The organism is Streptomyces cyaneofuscatus, assembly GCF_033109485.1.
Classification (GTDB): domain Bacteria; phylum Actinomycetota; class Actinomycetes; order Streptomycetales; family Streptomycetaceae; genus Streptomyces; species Streptomyces cyaneofuscatus.
Genome location: NZ_CP137002.1, coordinates 5,324,324 through 5,342,446, shown reverse-complemented (window position 1 = coordinate 5,342,446; position 18,123 = coordinate 5,324,324). Strand labels below are relative to the sequence as shown.

Below are 18,123 nucleotides of genomic sequence, written 5' to 3'. Positions count from 1 at the left end.
CACACCATGACCCACCCCTCTGCCCCTTCACTTCCCCCTGCGAAATACGGGATCGTCGATCTTTTCGCAGGGCCCGGCGGTCTCGACATCGCCGCCACGATCATGAAGGACGAGGGTGTCGAGAGCATCGGCGTCGAGTGGGACGACGCCACGCGTGCCACGCGTGCGGCGGCCGGCCTCCTGACCACCGATGTGAAGGATGTCGCGGCGCTCGGCCCGTGCGACCCCTCGGTCGTTGAGGCCACCGTGCTCACCGGCGGGCCGCCCTGCCAGTCGTTCTCCGTGGCGGGCAGCCGCAAGGGCCATCAGGCTCTGGACGACGTACTGCGCCTGGCCACTCGGCTTGCGGATCACGAGGACGAGGCATCGTTCGACGCGGCCTGGAGAGAGGTCAAGTCGGAGACGGATGCGATGTCGGACGATCGGACCGGGTTCGTTCTACAACCCCTCCGTTGGATCATGGAGGCCAAGCTCAAGCGCGGCAGGCCTTACGAAGTGGTCGTACTGGAGCAAGTTCAAACGGTGATGCCGGTGTGGCAGCACTTCGTGCAGATCCTCCGCAGGACGGGGTACGCCGCCGAGGCCCACATGCTGCACACCGAGGATTTCGGCGTCCCCCAGACGCGACGCAGGGCGGTCCTTGTCGCGCAGTTCGACCCGGAGAACGTGGAGCGGAAGGTCCTGTTCCCGCAGGCAACACACCAGCGGTACCGAAAGGGCGCGGAACGACTTCCTCCGGTTCACGATCATCGGGACGGATCGCTGTTCCGTGCCTCGCGCAGCGGGGGTGATGTCGAACCTTGGGTTTCCATGGGGGACGCGCTCAGTGCCACGCGGGCGAAGGAATTCGTCATGGTCTCCAACTACGGGTCCGGCGGCGATCCCAAGAACCGTGGGCGCCGGGAGTCGGAAGAGCCCGCCCCGACAATCACCGGCAAGGTACGGCGCAATCGCCTCTACCCCCTGAAGAGGGACAGGGCGGGGGAGCTGGTGATCAAGAAGGAAGACGAACTGCCCCGTCTCTCTTTCGAGGAGGCCGGGCTCCTCCAGTCCTTTCCCGCCGAGTACCCCTGGCGCTCCACCGACGTGGCGCAGCAGATCGGCAACGCCATCCCGCCGCGCCTGTCGCTGCACATCCTGAGCATGGCTCTGCTCCGCAAACCGCCGCAGGAGAAGTGGTTCGAGCTGTTGAAGGAGTGGCGACCGGAGACGCCGACGAAGGGACCGGTGGCCGCTCTGCGGTCGGCACCGCCTCAGACCTCGCCACCACCGGTCCCTTCGTCGGCGTCCCGCCGCCCCCTTACCGGAGCCCCGGCGAAGAGTTCCGCAAAGTGATCGACGAGTACGTCCACCGATCGCTCCGGAGTCTTCTCCTCGTACGGCCCGATGGGCAGGTCCCTGCGTGGGACGGCCGGAGCCAATTCCGCCGCCTCGATCCAATCGCGTAGCGGCTTGCCGTCCCGGTCGGTATCGGGCGCGACGACGTCGTACATGAGGGTCGCGGCGGATGCGTTGACGGCTGCCACCAGTGCGTTCACCTCACGGCCGGTCCGCACGGTGCCCCGCTCCAGCAGACGGACCATCGCCTGCGCCGTCGGTCGGTGGTCGATCACGCCGACCCGCAGGGCGGTGTTCAGCATGTCCTGGTTGGAGCACACCGTCACCACCGATCCGTAGTCGGGGCCGTCACGGAACAATTCGGCAGCCCACCACAGCCGCGCGAACGCCTGGACGTTCGCCGGCCCACGGAACCGCCGGGCGGCGACCTTCGCCGGTTCACCTTCCGACTTGGCCACCAAGTGGCGCCACACCACGTAATCCGGAGCCACCCCCAGAGCCAGGTAGTTCCAGATCCGCCGGTCGGCCGCCTCCCGGCGGGTGAGCCTGAGCGTCGCGTGCAGGCGAGGTGCCAGCCAGCCGTCGGCAGCCGTCGGCCTGTCCTCCCGAAACTGATACATCGCGTCCTCGACGAGGGCACGCACCGGTTCCAGTTCCGCTCGGCTCTCATCGTCGTACGGCAGCGGCTCGGTGGTCTTGTTGAGCGCTATGGCGGGTACGTCCTCCTTGCCCGCGAGCAGACCGTCGGTGAGGTACTGCGCCGCGTTGAGGTCCGCGAGCAGCGCCAGGCGCTCCGGGAGGTGGTTCGGCTTGTCGGTCATGCGTCGGTCCCCCGGTGAATGCTTTCCAGGCCACGGATGCTCGTGCTCAGCACCTTGGGCACGTCCGCCCTACGGGTGGCGGCGTAATGGATACGTGGCTGGAGGTCGGTCCACCCGGACGTTCCGGTCCGTCGGCGGTGGACCTCCCCCAGCGCGTCCTCGGCCGGGAGGTCGGGTACGACGTCGGGCAGCATCTCGCGCAACACCTCGCCTCTCCAGTCGCGAGGGAACAGCGGAGTTCCGTCGTCCTCGATCTCCAGATCTCCGATGGCGGTATGGAAGACGGCCGTCCACACATCCGTGCACATCTGGGCGAGGAGCAGATCTCGCACCATGTTGTCGACCGAGGTGCCGTTGCCGCCGATCAGGTCGGAGACTCCCTCGAAATCCGTATTGAGATGCACGACGGGAAGGTCACCGGACGTGTCCACGGCCCAGGGAATCTCATGGAAGCGGCGGAGCCACTGGGGGCCCTCACGGAAGCCGACCTCGACGACGTCGAGTTCCCTTCCACGCAGCGGGGCTTCGGCTTTGAGGTCGACGATCCAGTCCTTGGTCGAGGTGGCGATCTCACGTCCCGCCACGCCGTCCACCGTGGCGACGACATGCACGGACATGGTGGCCCGGTCCAGATGGTCCGCACGCCACAGGTCGAGCTGTCCTACCCACTGTCGGCCGCCTTCCGCGCCAGGGGTGAGGGCCGTGGTGATCCGCGTGTTCGTGGCCCCTTCGCTCAGCACGACGACGACCGCCAGGTCGGTCCACGGGCTGTCGGGAGCAGTCGCCCTGCCCGGCACGGTGGCCGAGACCTTCATACGGAGCCACTCCCAGTCGTCCCGGCCCGTCACGCCGGGCGCGACGACCTGCTCGACGACGGAGAAGGCGCTGGTGTCGAGAGGGTCCCTGATGTCGTCCGGGCCTCGCAGCTCGACGGAGTCGACCCGGAGCGAGACCACACCGGGAAGACGCGGGTATGGGTATGCCCTCATGCCTGGGCCCCCTTGTCGGTGCGGAGTTCCACGACAAGGCCGCTGAACTGGGCGCGTACAGGGTGGGTGGACACGTCCGTGGTTCCCCGGAAGGTCGCGGTGCGCGAACCGGGGACGAAGCGGACGGCGCCGTCGACAATCTCGCAGTTGTGCACAGCGACGAGTTCGGACCAGGCCAGCACCGGCCTGGGGCCGGAGCGCACGTCGAGCTTGGCCACGGGTGTGGGGCGCCAGGAATCCCCGCCTGCGGGGATCTTCATCTCGGCCGTGACACACCACGCACCGCTGTCGTCGATCCGCGCATCGAGCTCTTCCAGCGTCGGCGGGCCTGCCACCGGCGTGGGTCGGGAGGTCTTGCGTCCCCCCACGGTCAGACGCTTACGCAGACGCTCCGAGCCGGCCTTGCGCCCCTTCTTCGGCAGGGCGACCAGATCGCGCACAGCCTTGTTCGTCTCGTACGTGAGCGCACCGATCCGTCGGTACGCGGAGGGCGAGTACAGCATGCGCAGCTCCTCCGTCTGCCCCCACTTGTCGTGCTCGGGTGGTTCGGCGGCGCGCAGGAACGCCTCGGCCTCGTCCGCGCAAGGAGCATCGTCGCCCGCCGCCCGGCCTGCGAGCAGCACGGCTTGGAAGGGGTTGGTCCCCACGGGAAGGCCGGGGACCCAGCCGACCTTGACCGTCATGCGGTTGCCCCGCATCGTCGTCACCCTGTTCGGCTTCCCCTCCTTTCCGTCCTCGGCCTCCGTGACCAGCACGACTGCCCGGTGCTCCCCACCCTTTCCACGACCGGCACGCCCCGGCACCATCAGCGGGACGGTCGCCATGGCCACCTGCCCGGTCTCCGTCAGCCTGTCGACGGTCGTACCGTCCAGAAAGGCCTGCAGCGCCCGCGTACGCGAGGGCTGGGTCTCCCGAGGGTCGACCCGCGTCTCCGGAATGATCTCCACTCCGTTGCGGAACGTCCTCACGGAGGCCTCCAGCAGAGGCCGCTGCTTGCCTCCGCCGGTCATGGCCGCCCAGAAGTTCCGGCCGAGTGCCTCCTTGAGGCGGTGGTGCATGCGGTGCACGCTGTCGTCGTCCTCGACGTCGGCGTTACCGTCGGTTCCTTCGACGAGGCTCGCGACATCGTGCGCGCCGACAATGAGGAAGGACGTTCCTGGCTCGGCGCTCTCCCGCGTGAGGTGGAGGCGTTCGACGCTCTCCTCGTCGGCCCACCACGAGCGGGCGACGTTGACATCCTCGGCATCCGGATCCGGCCGACCGAACCAGGCGGGACCGGCCCACGTCTTGTCCCCCACCCTGCGCCAGGGAAGGTCGAGGCGTCCGACGAGCCGACGCTCGGTCCGTCCCTCGTGCGGCACCGACAGGGTCGAGTTCATGAGGACCAGGCCGAGACGGCTGGTCGCCCAGAGCGTCGCCTTGCCCAGGCCGTAGGACCCACCGGCAGCGCTCGTCGACTTCTGGCTGTCGAGCTGGCGACGCACGACTGCGGCGAAACGGCCGGTCTCGTAATCGTCGCCGGTGAGGCCGGAGGCGTTGTAGTCGTCGATGCGGAGGAGTACCAGCCGGTCCCGGTCGTACATATCGCTCAGACCGGCCGCGATCATGCGCCCGACCTTCTGGTCCTGCTCTGCGGCAGCCTCGTAGTGGGGCAGCAGGTCGTCCCAGCGAATCTCGTCGCGGAACCGGGCCAAGGCCTCACCCGAGAGTTCGTGCAAGGTGTAGCGGACCCGGACCGGCTGGGCGAGGTCGAGTCGTTCGTCAAGGCTGTTCTGGGTCGCTTCCCGGGCCAGGACCTCGACGTCGGCCTCGAAGGCGAAAGCTGCCGCGTTCCCGAACTCGCGACCGCCGTCGGCGTGGCCCGGGCGGTGATACCAGGAGATCGGCAAGCCGGCCAAGGTGTCGGCGGTCCGGGTGTGGATCGTCCCCAGATCGGTGCCGAGCGCCTCGGCGATCTTGTTGATCGTCTCCTCGCGGGGAGTCGCCCGGCCGGTGATCCAGGCCGAGACCGCGGCTCGCGTCAGGCCGATCCGCTGGGCCAGATCGGCCTGGCTCATGCCCGACTGCTTCAGCTGCCGGGCCAGCCAGGGACCAAAGTCCATGCCGGTGTCCAACGTCATCACTCCTCAGCCGCTGCGTCGCCCATGTACTGCACGATACACCCGCCGTTTGACACTGACACTCCGTCCGACAACAACGTTTGACACGGCATCGCGGAGCCCTGATTGCTTCACTCGCCCCATTGAGTAATTGCCCGAGAATGACCCGAAAGGCCAAATGGTCCGGATTGAGCCCCGGGCGCCCTTTACCCCATTCGCCCCGAACGCGCCCGCCAGGAGCGGCGAAAAAGCTCCCGCCTCATCCCCCTTGGAGGCTTGCGGCGACACGTTTCGAGCAGGTAGCGTGAAATCGGGAAACGCCTCACCAGGCGCAACCGGCCCTACCTTCGGGAGGGCCTTGTTTTGCATGCCCGGAATTACTCACACGACGGTCGGGAAAAATTCTTCGAAAGAAAATTCCCAACCGGGTTGCCATCGACCGACCTCATGCGCTTGGCTTCTTCCACGTTCGGTTCGCATTCCCTCCCACTCACCCATCCATCCGAGTAAAACTTCCTCCTGGCGAATGGGCTCACCCTGCCGTGCCCTTTCCGCCCTTCTGCACGTGCGCCATTTTCCGTCCCGCCCGGTACACATTCACAAGGACCCAGGGGGCCCGCATGGAAACCAGCCCGCCCGACCCCGACGATGCCGCGTTCGGACTCGTCGAACAGTACGACTCCATCGAGGACCCGTACTTGCGGTCCGAGTTCCTCGACGCCGTCGGAACGACGCGTTCGCGTATCAACCACCTGCGGCTCCTGCGTGACAGGGCCGCGGCCCGCAGCATCGCGGCGGCCCCGGAGCCGGAGCCGGAAGAAGTGGCTCCGGAAGCGGACGGCAGGAAGGGTTCTCAGCGGCCCGTCCCCCCCTTGCCCTTGCCGAATCGTTCCCGCACCCCTGATGTCACCACCCGTCCGCCGAACAACACCGGTGGCATCAGTCGGAGGAACCGGCGCCGCCGGAACCGTGAGCGCCCGTAAATCGTCGTCATGGTCTTCGGGCTCGACCATCCCGGCACCTCGCCGGACTCCCAGCTCCTATCGTGGAGTCGGCGGCCGGCCGCATCCCCCGCAGCGGCCGCCCGCCGACTCCCCCCGCGTTCAGCTCACAGCCACGGAATGGGAATACTTTGAACCACCCCAATGTGACGGACAGTTCGGGCGAGACGTCCGTCATCCAGACGATCATCGAGCAGTCGGCGCGCGTTCTGGAGACGTATCGCGTCGACCCGGGGTTGATTCTGGAACACGCCAATGGTGAGCGTCGGATCACCCAGGGCGGTTACGGGGATCGCCAGTTGTTCGAACTCGTCCAGAATGCCGCGGACGAGATCGCGCATTCTCCCGGCGGGAAGGTGCACGTCGTCCTCACCAACACGCACCTGTACTGCGCGAACGAAGGAAAGGAGGTCACGGCGGAAGGAGCCGAGACCATCCTTCGGATGAGTGTGTCGAAGAAGCGCGGTGGGCAGATCGGTCGCTTCGGGGTCGGGGTGAAATCGGTCCTGGCCGTCACCGACGCTCCTCAGTTCTTCAGCACGTCCGGGGCCTTCGGATTCGACCGGGCATGGTCTCTCGAAGAGATCCGTAAGGCCGGCGGCCAGGCGGTCGACGGCGATTTCGAGGCCCCCGTCCTGCGCATGGCCCGCCCCTTGGAGGCGGAGACGGAACGTGCGGCGGATCCCGTTCTGGATGAGCTGCTCGGTTGGGCCACCACCGTGGTCCGGCTTCCTCTTCTGCCCGGTGCGGCCGATCGTCTGGGACACGACATCCACACGGTCACCGGGCAGCAGATCCAGCGGGAGTTCCCTTCGCGTTTCCAGCTCTTCTCCCACCATGTGGGGACGGTGGTCCTGGAGAACCGTCGGACCATGCCGCATATCCGGCGGGAGATCACGGTCGAGCACGAGGACATCGTGCACACGATCCACGAGGTACGCACGGGCAAGCCGGAGTCCCATGCCACCTGGAAGGTCTTCACCCACGCCCACCGGCCCACCGAACGGGCGCGGGCCAGTGCGGGCGAGATGCACGACCGGGGAACGATCGACATCTCGTGGGCCGTTCCCGAGTACACCGGTGACACCGTCCTCACCATTCCCAAGGGACGCGGCGAGTTCTGGTCGTTCTTCCCGACCAAGTATCCGATGACGTTGGCAGGCATCCTCAACGGCGCCTGGAAGACGAACGAGGACCGCCAGAACCTCCTGGATTCCAGCCCCTTCAACGAGGAGATCATCCAGGTCGCCGCAAGGCTGGTGGTCGAATCGCTGCCTCGATTGGCTCCCGCCGAGGACCCTGGGGCATACCTTCCGCTGCTGCCCGGTCGGACCAGGGAGTCGGAGACCCTCAACTGGGCCGACAGGTACCTGACCGAGCAGATCTGGAAGCTGACGGCGCAGCTCCCGTCCCTTCCCGACCAGGACGGCGTCCTGCGAGCCCCCAGGGAGCTGCGCGTACACCCGGCGCCGACGGGCAAGAACCCGCTCAAGGTCGACTGGCTCCGCATGTGGAACGCGTACCCCGGGCGTCCCTCGAACTGGGTGCACCCCTCCGTGGAAGCCGGTGAGTTCCGCGCCGGCAAGGTGGCACACGTTCTCGAACAGACGAGACAGGGCCGGGCGACCGTCCGCGAGTGGTTGGAAGCGCTCGTCAGCGACGGTACGGCCGAGGCTTCGGCCGTCGCGATCCGCATCGTCGCCGCGATGATCCGCGATGGCTCGCCCTTCGCGGACGAGGCCCGGACCGCGCGCATCGTGCTGACCGAGGAGAGCGGCCTGGTGCCCGCCGTGGTGGGCAAGGTCTTCCGCCGGGCCGTCCAGGACGGTCTGCGGGACGGCACGACGTATGTGGACCCCGTTCTGTCCGAGGACGAGTCACTCATCCGCGACCTCAACACCATCGGTATTCGGGAGGCGGACTCCCGAGGCCGCTTCATCGGCGTCCTGGAGCAGGGCTTCGTCGGTTACGGCCCTCAGGATTGGGCCCGCTTTTGGGAGTTGTTCCACAGCGCGGGCGGCAGTCAGGTGAGCGGCGAGGTGATCGCCCGCGTGGCCGACCCGATGGCAACCCTGTACGTGCGCACCGTGGACGGCCGCTTCCACCGCATGCGGGACTGCCTTCTCCCCGGAGCTGTGGTGCCCGCCGACGGCGACCGGGATCGCTCGGTGGCCGTGGACCTGGACTTCCACTCCGACGACCGGATGGTCTTCCACGAGTTCGGCCTGCGCGCGACGCCCACCGCCGGTCACCGCCCTTCGTCGGACGAAGCGTGGTTCTCCGAATACGCAACGGCGATCTACGACAGCTACTGCCGGACCTTGAGCAGCAACGCTTCCCGTCCGGCCTTCGCCAGGCTCAAGCTTGAGGGCTCCCCCATCGGCGGACCGCTGCATCTCTTGGAGCGACTGTCGGACGAGGGCCGGGCGGCCTTCGTGAAGGCGCTGCCCGAAGCGAGCGTCATCGACACCTGGACCATGCAGTTCGGCGTCCAGGTGGGCACGCGCAAGTCCATTCACTCCCCGCTGCGTTGGATGCTCGCCCGCCACGGGCGGGTCCCCACCTCGCAGGGCGTCGTCCCGGTCTCCGACGCGGTGGGCCCCCAGCTGCACGCGTACGCGGACGTCCTGCCGGTGGCGGACATCAGCGCCGAGAAGGCCCGCAAGCTCCATCTGCCGACCGTCGTGGACGACGTTCCGGTGAAACAGTGGGATCGCCTGCTGGAACGGCTCCGCACCAGCGACGACGACACCTTCGTCGGTCGTACGTACGTGATGCTGACCCGGCTCGAGGTCGACTTCCCCGAGGGGGAGCTCACCCGTTGCCGGATCGGGTCGCAGTGGTCCGCACAGGAGGACGACAAGATCGCCGTCGCGGCGTCCGAGGCGGAGTACCGCACACTGCGTGCGGAGCAGGTTCCGGCGTTGCTGGCAGGGAGCACCGAGGACGCGGCTCTACTCGTCAAGACGTGGGGGATGTTGCGCTACGCCGACGTCGTCAGCAGGGAGACCCGCCATGTGGGTATCGGTGAACCGGCCGCCCTGCACGACGAGTTCCCCACCCTCCGTCAGCGGATGGGCAATGCGGTCAACAACTACCGACTGCTGCCGTGCTCAGAGTTGGAGGAGGTGACCCGTACCCCCCAAGGCACCCGGTCCGCGCCCCTCAAGAGCGCCCTCCAGGGCAACACTGTGCTCGTCCTGGAGCCCAAGGATCGGCTTGCCGCTCTCGTGGCGGTCGACCGTGAGCTGCGCTGGGGGCTGAAGGAAGCGGGATGCCGAGCGGTTCTCGACGCCCAGGAGCGGCAGGAGGCCGACCAGCAGCTCCAGGCGGCCCTACGCAAGGTCCGCGAGGCGGAGAGCGTCGAGGAGAAGCTGGAACTGCTCATCGGCGAGGCCGCGCTCCGCGCAGGCCTGCCGCCCGGCCTGCTGGAGAGCGAGCGAGCCGAACTCGGAGGTGTCGATCCGTCGGCCCGCCGGATCGCACGGATGGCGTACAACGCCCATGGCGATGGCGTACTGCACATGCACACCCGCGACCTGCTGGCCGCCTACCCGAGCCACGCGCCATCGGGCTTCACCGGCTCCTCTCCCGCCGTGAAGTTCGTCTCCGAGTTCGGTTTCCCCGACTCCTTCGCCGGAACCAGGGCGCCTTCGCTACCGCCGAGGGTGGATGTCCCCGGCCCCACCGAGTTCCCGCGGCTGCACGACTACCAGGAGCGTCTCGCCACCAAGGTGTTCGCGATGCTCGACCGGTTCGCGCCCCAACGCGGAATGCTGTCCCTGCCCACGGGCGCGGGCAAGACCCGGGTGGCGGCGGAAGCGGTGATCCGCTGGGTCAAGTCCGTCGGGGAGTTGGACGGACCCATCCTCTGGATCGCCCAGACCGAGGAACTCTGTGAGCAGGCCGTCCAGAGCTGGAGCTTCGTGTGGTCGAAGGTCGGCGCCGAGAGCTCTCTCACCATCAGCAGGCTGTGGACGACCAACGAGGCGGGGCCGGTGAGCGACCGACCGCACCTGGTGATCGCCACGGACGCGAAACTCCGCAACTGCCTCGGCACCGACGGATACGCATGGCTCCGAAAGGCGAGTCTGGTCATCGTCGACGAAGCCCATGTCGCCATCTCTCCCCAGTACACGAAGATTCTCGAACAACTCGGCCTGACCGCTCGTGAGACGCGGCGCCATCTGTTGGGGCTCACCGCGACCCCCTTCCGCAACACGAACGACGAGGAGACGAAGCGCCTCGTCCAGCGCTTCGGGGCACAGCGTCTCGACGACGGGATCTTCCCCTCCGACGACGCGTACGGGGAACTGCAGAAGCTCGGCATGCTGGCGAAGGTCGATCATCGGGTCCTCATGGGCGGCACCATCGAGTTGACCAACGACGAGAAGGAGCGGGCCGACCAGATGAGCCTGCTGTCGAAGGCGGCCGAGCAACGCCTCGCCGACGACCACGACCGCAACAAGCGCATCCTGGAGGAGATCGTCGAGATGCCCTCCGACTGGCCGGTCCTGGTCTTCGCCACGTCCGTGGCGCACGCCAAGTTTCTCGCCGCGAAACTCAAGGACCGTGGCATCACCGCCGCTTCGGTGGACTCGGCGACCTCCACGGGCGAGCGCCGCAAGAGCATCGAGGACTTCCGCCGCGGTCGCGTGCGCGTGCTCACGAACTACGGTGTCCTGACACAGGGGTTCGACGCCCCGGCCACCCGGGCCGTCGTCGTCGCCCGCCCCACCTACAGCCCCAACGTCTACCAACAGATGATCGGTCGCGGTCTGCGCGGTCCCGGCAACGGGGGCAAGGAGACCTGCCTGATCCTCAACGTGCGTGACAACATCACCAATTACGGCAAGGCGCTCGCCTTCACGCAGTTCGAGCACCTGTGGAGGGCCAAGTGACCGACGCGTACCACGACAGCCCGCCCCTCACCGAGGAACAGCGGGCTGTGGTCGAGCAGCCCTGGGACGCCCGGTTGTTGGTCACGGCCGGCGCGGGCGCGGGAAAGACGCACACCCTGGTCCGCCGCCTCGACGCCCTCATGGGTCACGAGGAGGAGGCTCTCGAAGCCGGCGAGATCCTGGTGCTGAGCTTCTCCCGCGCGGCGGTCCGTGAGCTGCGCGAGCGGATCGCGTTGCACGCCCGTCAGGCCCGTCGGGTCCGGGTGCAGACCTTCGACTCCTGGGCCTACTCGGTGCTGCGCGGCGAGCAGCCCGACCGGGACTGGGGCGCGCTGCGCTTCGACGAGCGGATCAGGGAGACGACCGAGGCGATCCTGCGGGGGGCCGTCGAGGAGAGCGAGCAGGGGCCCCCGGCCCACGTGGTGATCGACGAGGTCCAGGACCTGGTGGGCGACCGCCGGGACATGGTGGAGACGCTGCTGGACCGCTTCCAGGACAGCTGCGGATTCACCGTGGTGGGGGACGGGGCCCAGGCCATCTTCGGCTTCCAGGTCTCCGACCAGGACGCCCGTGCCGCGGAGACGAACTACTTCTTCGACTGGCTCCGGGCCTCCTACCCCGACGACCTGATCGAACTGCACCTCACCACCAACTTCCGGGCCCGTACGGAGGAGGCCCGTACCGCTCTTGAGCTCGGCGCCGAGCTCAAGAGGCTGCCGTCGGAGCCCGCCGAATCCGACGCGGCAGGCGAGAAGTTCCACCGTCGGTTGACCGACCTGCTCCGCTCGTGCCCCGACTTCGGCCCTCTGGACGACCCGTTCACCCTCGAGTCGCTCCGGGCCTACCCGGGCACCTGCGCCATTCTCTGCCGGGACAACCGCCAAGCTCTGGTGCTGTCCGAGGCCCTGTTCTCCCTCGGAGTGGGGCATCGGGTCCAGCGCGCCCTCCAGGACCGCCCCGTCCCCGCCTGGGTCACCTCGGTCCTCCGCGGCACCGGTACCACCACCTTGACCGAGGAGCGCTTCCAGGAGCTGCTCTCCGCCGGACCGACCGCTCCCGTCGGGGACCGTGCACGGATCTGGCGTTCCCTGCGCGGCGCGGCCCGGGCCCCCAGAGGGCTGATGGATGTGGCGGCGGTGCGACGTCTGGTCGCCGAGGGGCGCTTCCCGGACGACCTGGCGGCCGTGGAGCCCGCGAACCTGGTGGTGTCGACCGTGCACCGCGCCAAGGGACTCGAATTCGATCGGGTGATCGTGGTGGAACCGGCCACGACAGCGGAACTGCGCAAGCAGCACACCCATGTCGACCCGGCGGCCGAGGCGCGTTCGTTGTACGTGGCGATGACCCGCGCCCGGGACGACCTGTTCCGCATCGCGGCGCCCGACACCGCGCTCGTACGCCGTGACAAGGTCACCGAGCGCTGGTACCTGGGCGGTTGGAAGCCGTACATCCGCGACGGCATCGTGGCCTCCGGACAGGACGTGGGTCGGGAGCATCCGCCCGGTACGGACGGCTTCACCGACGACGCCCCGTCCTTGCAGGACTACTTGGCCGCGTCGGTCTCCCCCGGTGACGAGCTGGTTCTCCGGCCGCAGCACGAGATGCCCATGGCCGCCGACCAGAGTCCTCCGTACACGATCTTTCACGGGAACAGGCCGATCTCCGTCGTCTCGGAGCGGTTCCGCAAGGATCTCCATACGTCCCTGAAGATCAACAAGACGTGGGAGATCAACTGGCCGGTGGAGATCAACGGATTCCGGGTCGACTGCCTGGAGAGCGTCGCGGGCAGCGGCGCCTCAGGGGCCCGCGCCGGGCTCGGTGACCACGGCATCTGGACGGTGCCCCGCATGTCAGGGCTCGGGCGCTACAGGCGGGTCAGAGGTTCCACGCAGGAAGGCATCGTCGGATGACGGACGACACGAGCGTTCACGCCGCTCACTACGCACTCCGGGAAGGGCTCGTCGAGCAGCTCCGCAAGGATCTTCTCGGTCCCCGATCCGCCGACGAGATCCTGACCCAGGATCCGCCGATCACCACGTACCCGGTAGGGGTGTTGTTCCCCAGGGCGGCCGATCGCGAGTCGGAGCGGGTGCTGGCGGAGGACGCCGCCGAGAACGACGGGCTGGACGACGCTCCGCTCGTACGAAGGGGGCGGGACGTCGAGGACGCGCTGCCCGACCTCGGTACGGCTCATGTCGGTGACCGGCGTCCCTCGTCCATGGGGCTGACGTTCGCCGTGGACCCCGAGATCGCCGCCCATATCGTCGTCCGCACGGAGGCCGCGGCCTACGATCCGGTCGACCGGGACGGGCGTCGTGTGACCGCGGAGCGCGCGGAGGCGCGGACCGTCCAGGAGCAGAAGGAGCGCTGGCGTCGGCGCGAGCTGTCCCTGCGCCCGGTGACCGTCGATGTGACGGTTCCCCGCCGCTACCGGGTGGACGATCTCCACGAGGGCGCGGAGTTGGACGTGGTCGTCCGGCCGAAGGCCCCGTCGAGCGGAACGGTCACCGTGACCGTGACGCTGATCAACACGAACCTGGTGGGCAAGCACGCCTTCCAGGACGCTTTCTGTCTCTACCAGCCCCGCCTGACCGTGACCACCGCGTCCGGCGCACCGGGCGTGGTCGACCGCCCGTCCGAGCGCAGGGTGACCGACCTCGAGATCGCGACGGGACGGCTGTTGCACCGGCACGCCCCCACCTTCGCCGTCGGTCACGGCTGCTCGGCGGACTGGGACTGGACCCCGCCCCCCATCGGCGCCCCGAACGTCGGGCGCGCGGCGATCACCACCGTACGCACGGAGTTCGTGCCGACACACGATGTGCTGCTCACCGACTCCAACCCCGAGATCGACGACTCGGCCCTCAGCATGGAGGACCTGGCGAGCAGGCCCGAGACCGAGGTGTTGTCGGCACTCAACGACCTGATGGCCGGGTACGGGGAGTGGATCGACCACAAGGAGGCGGAGGCCTTGGCATTCCGGGGGACCCCGCACGAGGCTCCCGCCCGGGCGCAGATCGAGCACTGCCGCGCGGCTCTGGCCCGCATGCGTCGCGGTATCAAAGTTCTCGGCACGGACAGCGAGGCGATGCGGGCCTTCCGTCTCGCCAACCGTGCGATGGCTCAGCAGCGGGCCCGCAGCGAGTGGGTGAAGAAGGGACGTGAGGGCTCGCCCGACACGGCCGCGGGCCGGTGGCGCCCGTTCCAGATCTCCTTCATGCTTCTCTGCCTGGAAGGGATCGTGGACCCGAACCACGACGACCGCCGTACCGCCGACCTCCTGTGGTTCCCGACAGGTGGTGGCAAGACCGAGGCCTACCTCGGCCTGATCGCCTTCACGACCTTCCTACGACGCATGCGGCTCAAGGAGCACGGCGGTGGTGTGACGGTCCTGATGCGCTACACGCTGAGGCTGCTCACCCTGCAGCAGTTCGAGCGCGCGGCGTCGCTGATCTGCGCCATGGAACGTATTCGCCTCGGCGACGAACGGACACTGGGGACGGAGACCATCTCCATCGGCATGTGGGTGGGGCAGTCGGCCACACCCAACAAGCTGTCGGTCGCCGAGGAGAGCCTGGTGGAGCTGCGGAAGGAGAAGGAGCTCCAGGAGAAGAACCCCGTCCAACTGCACGCGTGCCCCTGGTGCGGCACTCGTATCGACGCGTACCAGTACGAGGTCGACGAGGCGGCGAAGCGGATGTACGTCCGGTGCCCCGACACGTGGTGCGATTTCCACGGCGGCCTGCCGGTCCACCTGGTCGACGAAGCCGTCTACGACGCGCGCCCCACGCTGGTGATCGCCACGGTCGACAAGTTCGCCGCCATGCCGTGGCGGGAGCAGACCGCCGCGCTGTTCAACCGGGACCGCGAGGACGGCACTCCGCCTCCGGAGTTGATCGTCCAGGACGAGCTCCACCTCATCTCGGGACCGCTGGGCACTCTCACCGGTCTGTACGAGACGGCTGTGGACCTGCTCGCGAACGAACCGAAGATCATCGCGTCCACGGCGACGATCCGTCGGGCCTCGCAGCAGGGCAAGAAGCTGTTCGCCCGTGATGTGGCCCAGTTCCCGCCGGCGGGCATCGACGCCAGGGATTCGTGGTTCGCCGTGGAGACGCCCAAGGAGCGTAAGGCGAGTCGGCAGTACGTCGGGCTGCTCACGCCGAGCACGAGCCAGTCCACCCTGCTCATCCGTACCTACGCCAACCTCCTGCACCGGGCCGCGCAGGGCGAGGACACGGACGAGGTGCGCGACGCGTACTGGACGCTCGTCGGCTACTTCAACAGCCTTCGGCTTCTGGCCGCCGCCGAGTTGCAGGTCCACGACGACGTCGACGCCCAGCTCGGCTTTCTGGCGGACCGGGACGGTGGGGAGCGGCGAAGGGTCCTGGAGCAGACCGAGTTGACCAGTCGTGCGAACTCCAGCGAGGTGCCGAAGCGGCTGAAGCAGGTGGAGCGACGGTTGCCGCACCCCGATGTCGTGGACGTCCTGCTGGCCACGAACATGATCTCGGTCGGCGTCGATGTGGACCGTCTGGGTCTGATGGCCGTCATGGGTCAGCCCCAGACCACGGCCGAGTACATCCAGGCGACCAGCCGTGTGGGCCGCCGCCACCCCGGTCTGGTGGCAGTGATGCTCAACGCGAACCGTTCCCGGGACCGATCGCACTACGAGAGCTTCCAGCACTACCACTCGGCGCTGTACCGGGAGGTCGAGTCGACCAGCGTGACACCGTTCTCCTCCCGCTCCCGCGACCGCGGCCTTCATGCCGTCGTGGTCGCGCTGGCTCGCATCCTGATCCCGGCGGCTCGCCCGAACGACGGCGCCGGACGGATCGAGGAGTTCCGCGACGAACTGGATCAGAAGGTCCGAAAGGCTCTGTTGGCCCGGGTCGAGGCTGTCGATCCGGACGAGTACGCCGCGACGGCAGACGCGTTCGACGAGTTCGTCGACTGGTGGGCGGAGAAGGCCGAGAGCAACGGCGGTCTGCTCTACGAGCCGAAGCGCGGCCGAAGGACACCGTCACTGTTGTGCGGCTTCGAAGACATCGGCGAGGACGCCTGGCCCACCCTGTGGAGCCTGCGCGATGTCGACGCCGAGTCCGCCCTTTTCATGGAGGCAACCCGATGACTCCTCCCCCTGCCCGACGCCGCAGGCCCGGAGCGCCGGAGCGCAGCTATCCCCGTCGCGGATCCGTACGCCGTGCCCAGATGATCACGACCTACGGCGTCGGCTCGCTCGTCGCCGTGGACAACGAATCGTTCATGGTCAACGGGATCGACTCGTGGAACATCAGCGACGCGCCGACCATCTTCGAGCACCGGTTGGCCCGGGTCCTCGGTGTGAAGTCGTTCCGCCTGCCCCCGGCATCGGACGACACGAGCAAGGACGGCGTGCACGTGCGCCGCTTCCCCCTGTGGCACTCGTGCCCGAAGTGCACCGTCCTCCAGCACGTGAAGCAGTTCAACTCCCCGCCGGGGAAGAACGAATGCGGTGACTGCGAGGAGGACCTCGTCCCTTCCCGCTTCGTCATGGCCTGCGCCAAGGGCCACATCGACGACTTCCCGTACTGGAAGTGGGCGCACCGCAAGAATCGGCAGGAGGGCGAGGCCGGTTTCTGCGGCGGGGAGATGCGGCTGCGCACGAGTGGCAAGACGGCCTCCCTCCGCTCGATCCTGGTCTCCTGCACCTGCGGTGTTCCCGAGGTGTCCATGGAGGGCGCCTTCAGCGGCACGGCCTTGTCCGACCTCAAGGTCTTCTGCAGCGGCAGACGCCCCTGGCTCAAGGACGCACCGGCCGATCACTGCTCGGAAAGGCCACGCACCCTGCAGCGCGGTTCGTCCGTGGCCTGGCAGCCGATCGTGCGGACCGCGTTGTCGATCCCCCCGTGGAGCGACGGCCACTTCACCCGGCTTCAGGGCCACATGGATCAACTCCGCGAGCTGTACGCGACCGGGAACGACGGCGGGATCGAGATCTACCTCAAGGCCCTCGCGCTGACGGAAAAGTACGACTTCTCGGCCGCCAAGGTCATCGCGCTGCTCGAAGCGGAGAACCAGGAGGACGCGGGCGCCGAAGAGCCGGCCACCGCCGACAGCGCCTTCGTCGCCCTCCGGAAGCAGGAGTACGAGCGGCTGATCGAGGGACAGGCGGAGAGCGACTCGGATCACGAGGACCAGTTCGTCTGCGAGCCGCCCCGGTCCTCCCCGACCGTGCTGACGCCGTACGGAGTCACGGGCCCCATGCTGGTGAAGCGACTGCGGGAAGTCCGCGCCCTCAAGGCCTTCTCCCGGGTCGACACCCCCGAGACCCGTACGGACGTCCACGAAGCCGCCCTGTCCCTCAAGGACATGGACTGGCTACCCGCGATGGAAGTGCAGGGCGAGGGAGTCTTCCTCCGGCTCGAGGAGGAGCGGGTGGACACGTGGGCCCGGAGCGTGGCGGTGGCCGCGCGGGCCGAAGCCGTACGGAACAACCACACCCGCATGATGCGCGAACGGTCCCAGGACCCGGATTCCGTCCCCGAATCGCCGGCGACCCCCCGCATGATCCTCCTCCATACCCTCGCTCACGCACTGATCAACGAGTGGAGTCTGGACGGCGGCTATCCGGCGGCCTCCCTCCGGGAACGGCTGTACGCGGGCGAGACCATGGCGGGCATGCTCATCTGCACGGCGACGAGCGACTCCGCGGGAAGCCTCGGCGGCCTGGTCGCCCAGGGCGAGCCCAGTCGACTCCGGGAGTCGCTGGACTCGGCCCTCGACAGGGCTCGTTGGTGCTCCTCCGACCCTCTCTGCGTCGAGTCCGAGGGGAGTGGCGTCGGCGGCATCAACCTCGCGGCCTGCCATGCCTGCGTGCTCCTGCCGGAGACGAGTTGCGAACACAACAACGGGTTGCTCGACCGTGCTCTTCTCATCGGAACCCCGGAGGACCCGTCGATCGGATTCTTCAGCGACGTTCTGAGCCTCTGAGC

The 18,123-nt window shown here is 68.1% G+C and carries 9 protein-coding genes; 6 read left to right on the top strand and 3 right to left on the bottom strand.

The features are described from left to right. The first annotated feature begins 6 nt into the window (after positions 1-6). A complete protein-coding gene (locus R2B67_RS23530) occupies positions 7-1,335 on the top strand; it encodes a DNA cytosine methyltransferase (protein ID WP_317820815.1) in 1,329 nt (442 codons plus the stop codon). Here R2B67_RS23530 and R2B67_RS23525 read toward each other — a convergent pair. From R2B67_RS23525 to R2B67_RS23515, 3 genes are read right to left on the bottom strand one after another with little or no spacing between them, the layout of a single operon-like run. Next, positions 1,254-2,159, bottom strand: coding sequence for a DUF6339 family protein (locus R2B67_RS23525; RefSeq protein ID WP_317820814.1), 906 nt, complete (start codon positions 2,157-2,159; stop codon positions 1,254-1,256). The genes R2B67_RS23530 and R2B67_RS23525 overlap by 82 nt on opposite strands. Continuing rightward, on the bottom strand, positions 2,156-3,148 hold the full coding sequence (locus R2B67_RS23520) for a hypothetical protein (RefSeq protein ID WP_317820812.1): 993 nt from the start codon (positions 3,146-3,148) through the stop codon (positions 2,156-2,158). Before R2B67_RS23520 ends, R2B67_RS23525 begins: the two co-directional genes overlap by 4 nt. Then, the gene (locus R2B67_RS23515; RefSeq protein ID WP_317820811.1) at positions 3,145-5,268 is read right to left on the bottom strand and encodes a helix-turn-helix domain-containing protein; all 2,124 of its coding nucleotides are present in this window, start codon (positions 5,266-5,268) and stop codon (positions 3,145-3,147) included. The genes R2B67_RS23520 and R2B67_RS23515 overlap by 4 nt, the downstream gene beginning before the upstream one ends. Before the next feature lie 599 nt (positions 5,269-5,867). Here R2B67_RS23515 and R2B67_RS23510 point away from each other — a divergent pair. The 5 genes from R2B67_RS23510 (at position 5,868) to R2B67_RS23485 (ending at position 18,121) form a co-directional block, all read left to right on the top strand. Beyond that, complete coding sequence (locus R2B67_RS23510; RefSeq protein WP_317820809.1) at positions 5,868-6,230, top strand: hypothetical protein; 363 nt, start codon at positions 5,868-5,870, stop codon at positions 6,228-6,230. Positions 6,231-6,379: 149 nt separating this feature from the next. Continuing rightward, positions 6,380-11,149 carry a DEAD/DEAH box helicase gene (locus R2B67_RS23500; RefSeq protein WP_381073978.1) on the top strand — a complete coding sequence of 1,590 codons (4,770 nt, stop codon included), beginning with the start codon at positions 6,380-6,382 and terminating at the stop codon, positions 11,147-11,149. Continuing rightward, positions 11,146-13,059, top strand: a complete 1,914-nt coding sequence (locus R2B67_RS23495; RefSeq protein WP_317820803.1) for a UvrD-helicase domain-containing protein — start codon at positions 11,146-11,148, stop codon at positions 13,057-13,059. The genes R2B67_RS23500 and R2B67_RS23495 overlap by 4 nt, the downstream gene beginning before the upstream one ends. Beyond that, positions 13,056-16,280, top strand: coding sequence for a helicase-related protein (locus R2B67_RS23490; protein ID WP_317820802.1), 3,225 nt, complete (start codon positions 13,056-13,058; stop codon positions 16,278-16,280). The genes R2B67_RS23495 and R2B67_RS23490 overlap by 4 nt, the downstream gene beginning before the upstream one ends. After that, positions 16,277-18,121: a DrmB family protein gene (locus R2B67_RS23485; RefSeq protein ID WP_317820801.1), complete on the top strand. Its 1,845-nt coding sequence runs from the start codon at positions 16,277-16,279 to the stop codon at positions 18,119-18,121. The genes R2B67_RS23490 and R2B67_RS23485 overlap by 4 nt, the downstream gene beginning before the upstream one ends. The last annotated feature ends 2 nt before the right edge of the window (positions 18,122-18,123 follow it).

Excerpts from the sequence above, each read along its gene's own strand:
- R2B67_RS23525 (WP_317820814.1), bottom strand. The coding sequence starts at position 2,159 with ATGACCGACAAGCCGAACCACCTCCCGGAGCGCCTGGCGCTGCTCGCG.
- R2B67_RS23515 (WP_317820811.1), bottom strand. The coding sequence starts at position 5,268 with ATGACGTTGGACACCGGCATGGACTTTGGTCCCTGGCTGGCCCGGCAG.
- R2B67_RS23490 (WP_317820802.1), top strand. The coding sequence starts at position 13,056 with ATGACGGACGACACGAGCGTTCACGCCGCTCACTACGCACTCCGGGAA.
- R2B67_RS23510 (WP_317820809.1), top strand. The coding sequence starts at position 5,868 with ATGGAAACCAGCCCGCCCGACCCCGACGATGCCGCGTTCGGACTCGTC.
- R2B67_RS23485 (WP_317820801.1), top strand. The coding sequence starts at position 16,277 with ATGACTCCTCCCCCTGCCCGACGCCGCAGGCCCGGAGCGCCGGAGCGC.
- R2B67_RS23530 (WP_317820815.1), top strand. The coding sequence starts at position 7 with ATGACCCACCCCTCTGCCCCTTCACTTCCCCCTGCGAAATACGGGATC.
- R2B67_RS23520 (WP_317820812.1), bottom strand. The coding sequence starts at position 3,148 with ATGAGGGCATACCCATACCCGCGTCTTCCCGGTGTGGTCTCGCTCCGG.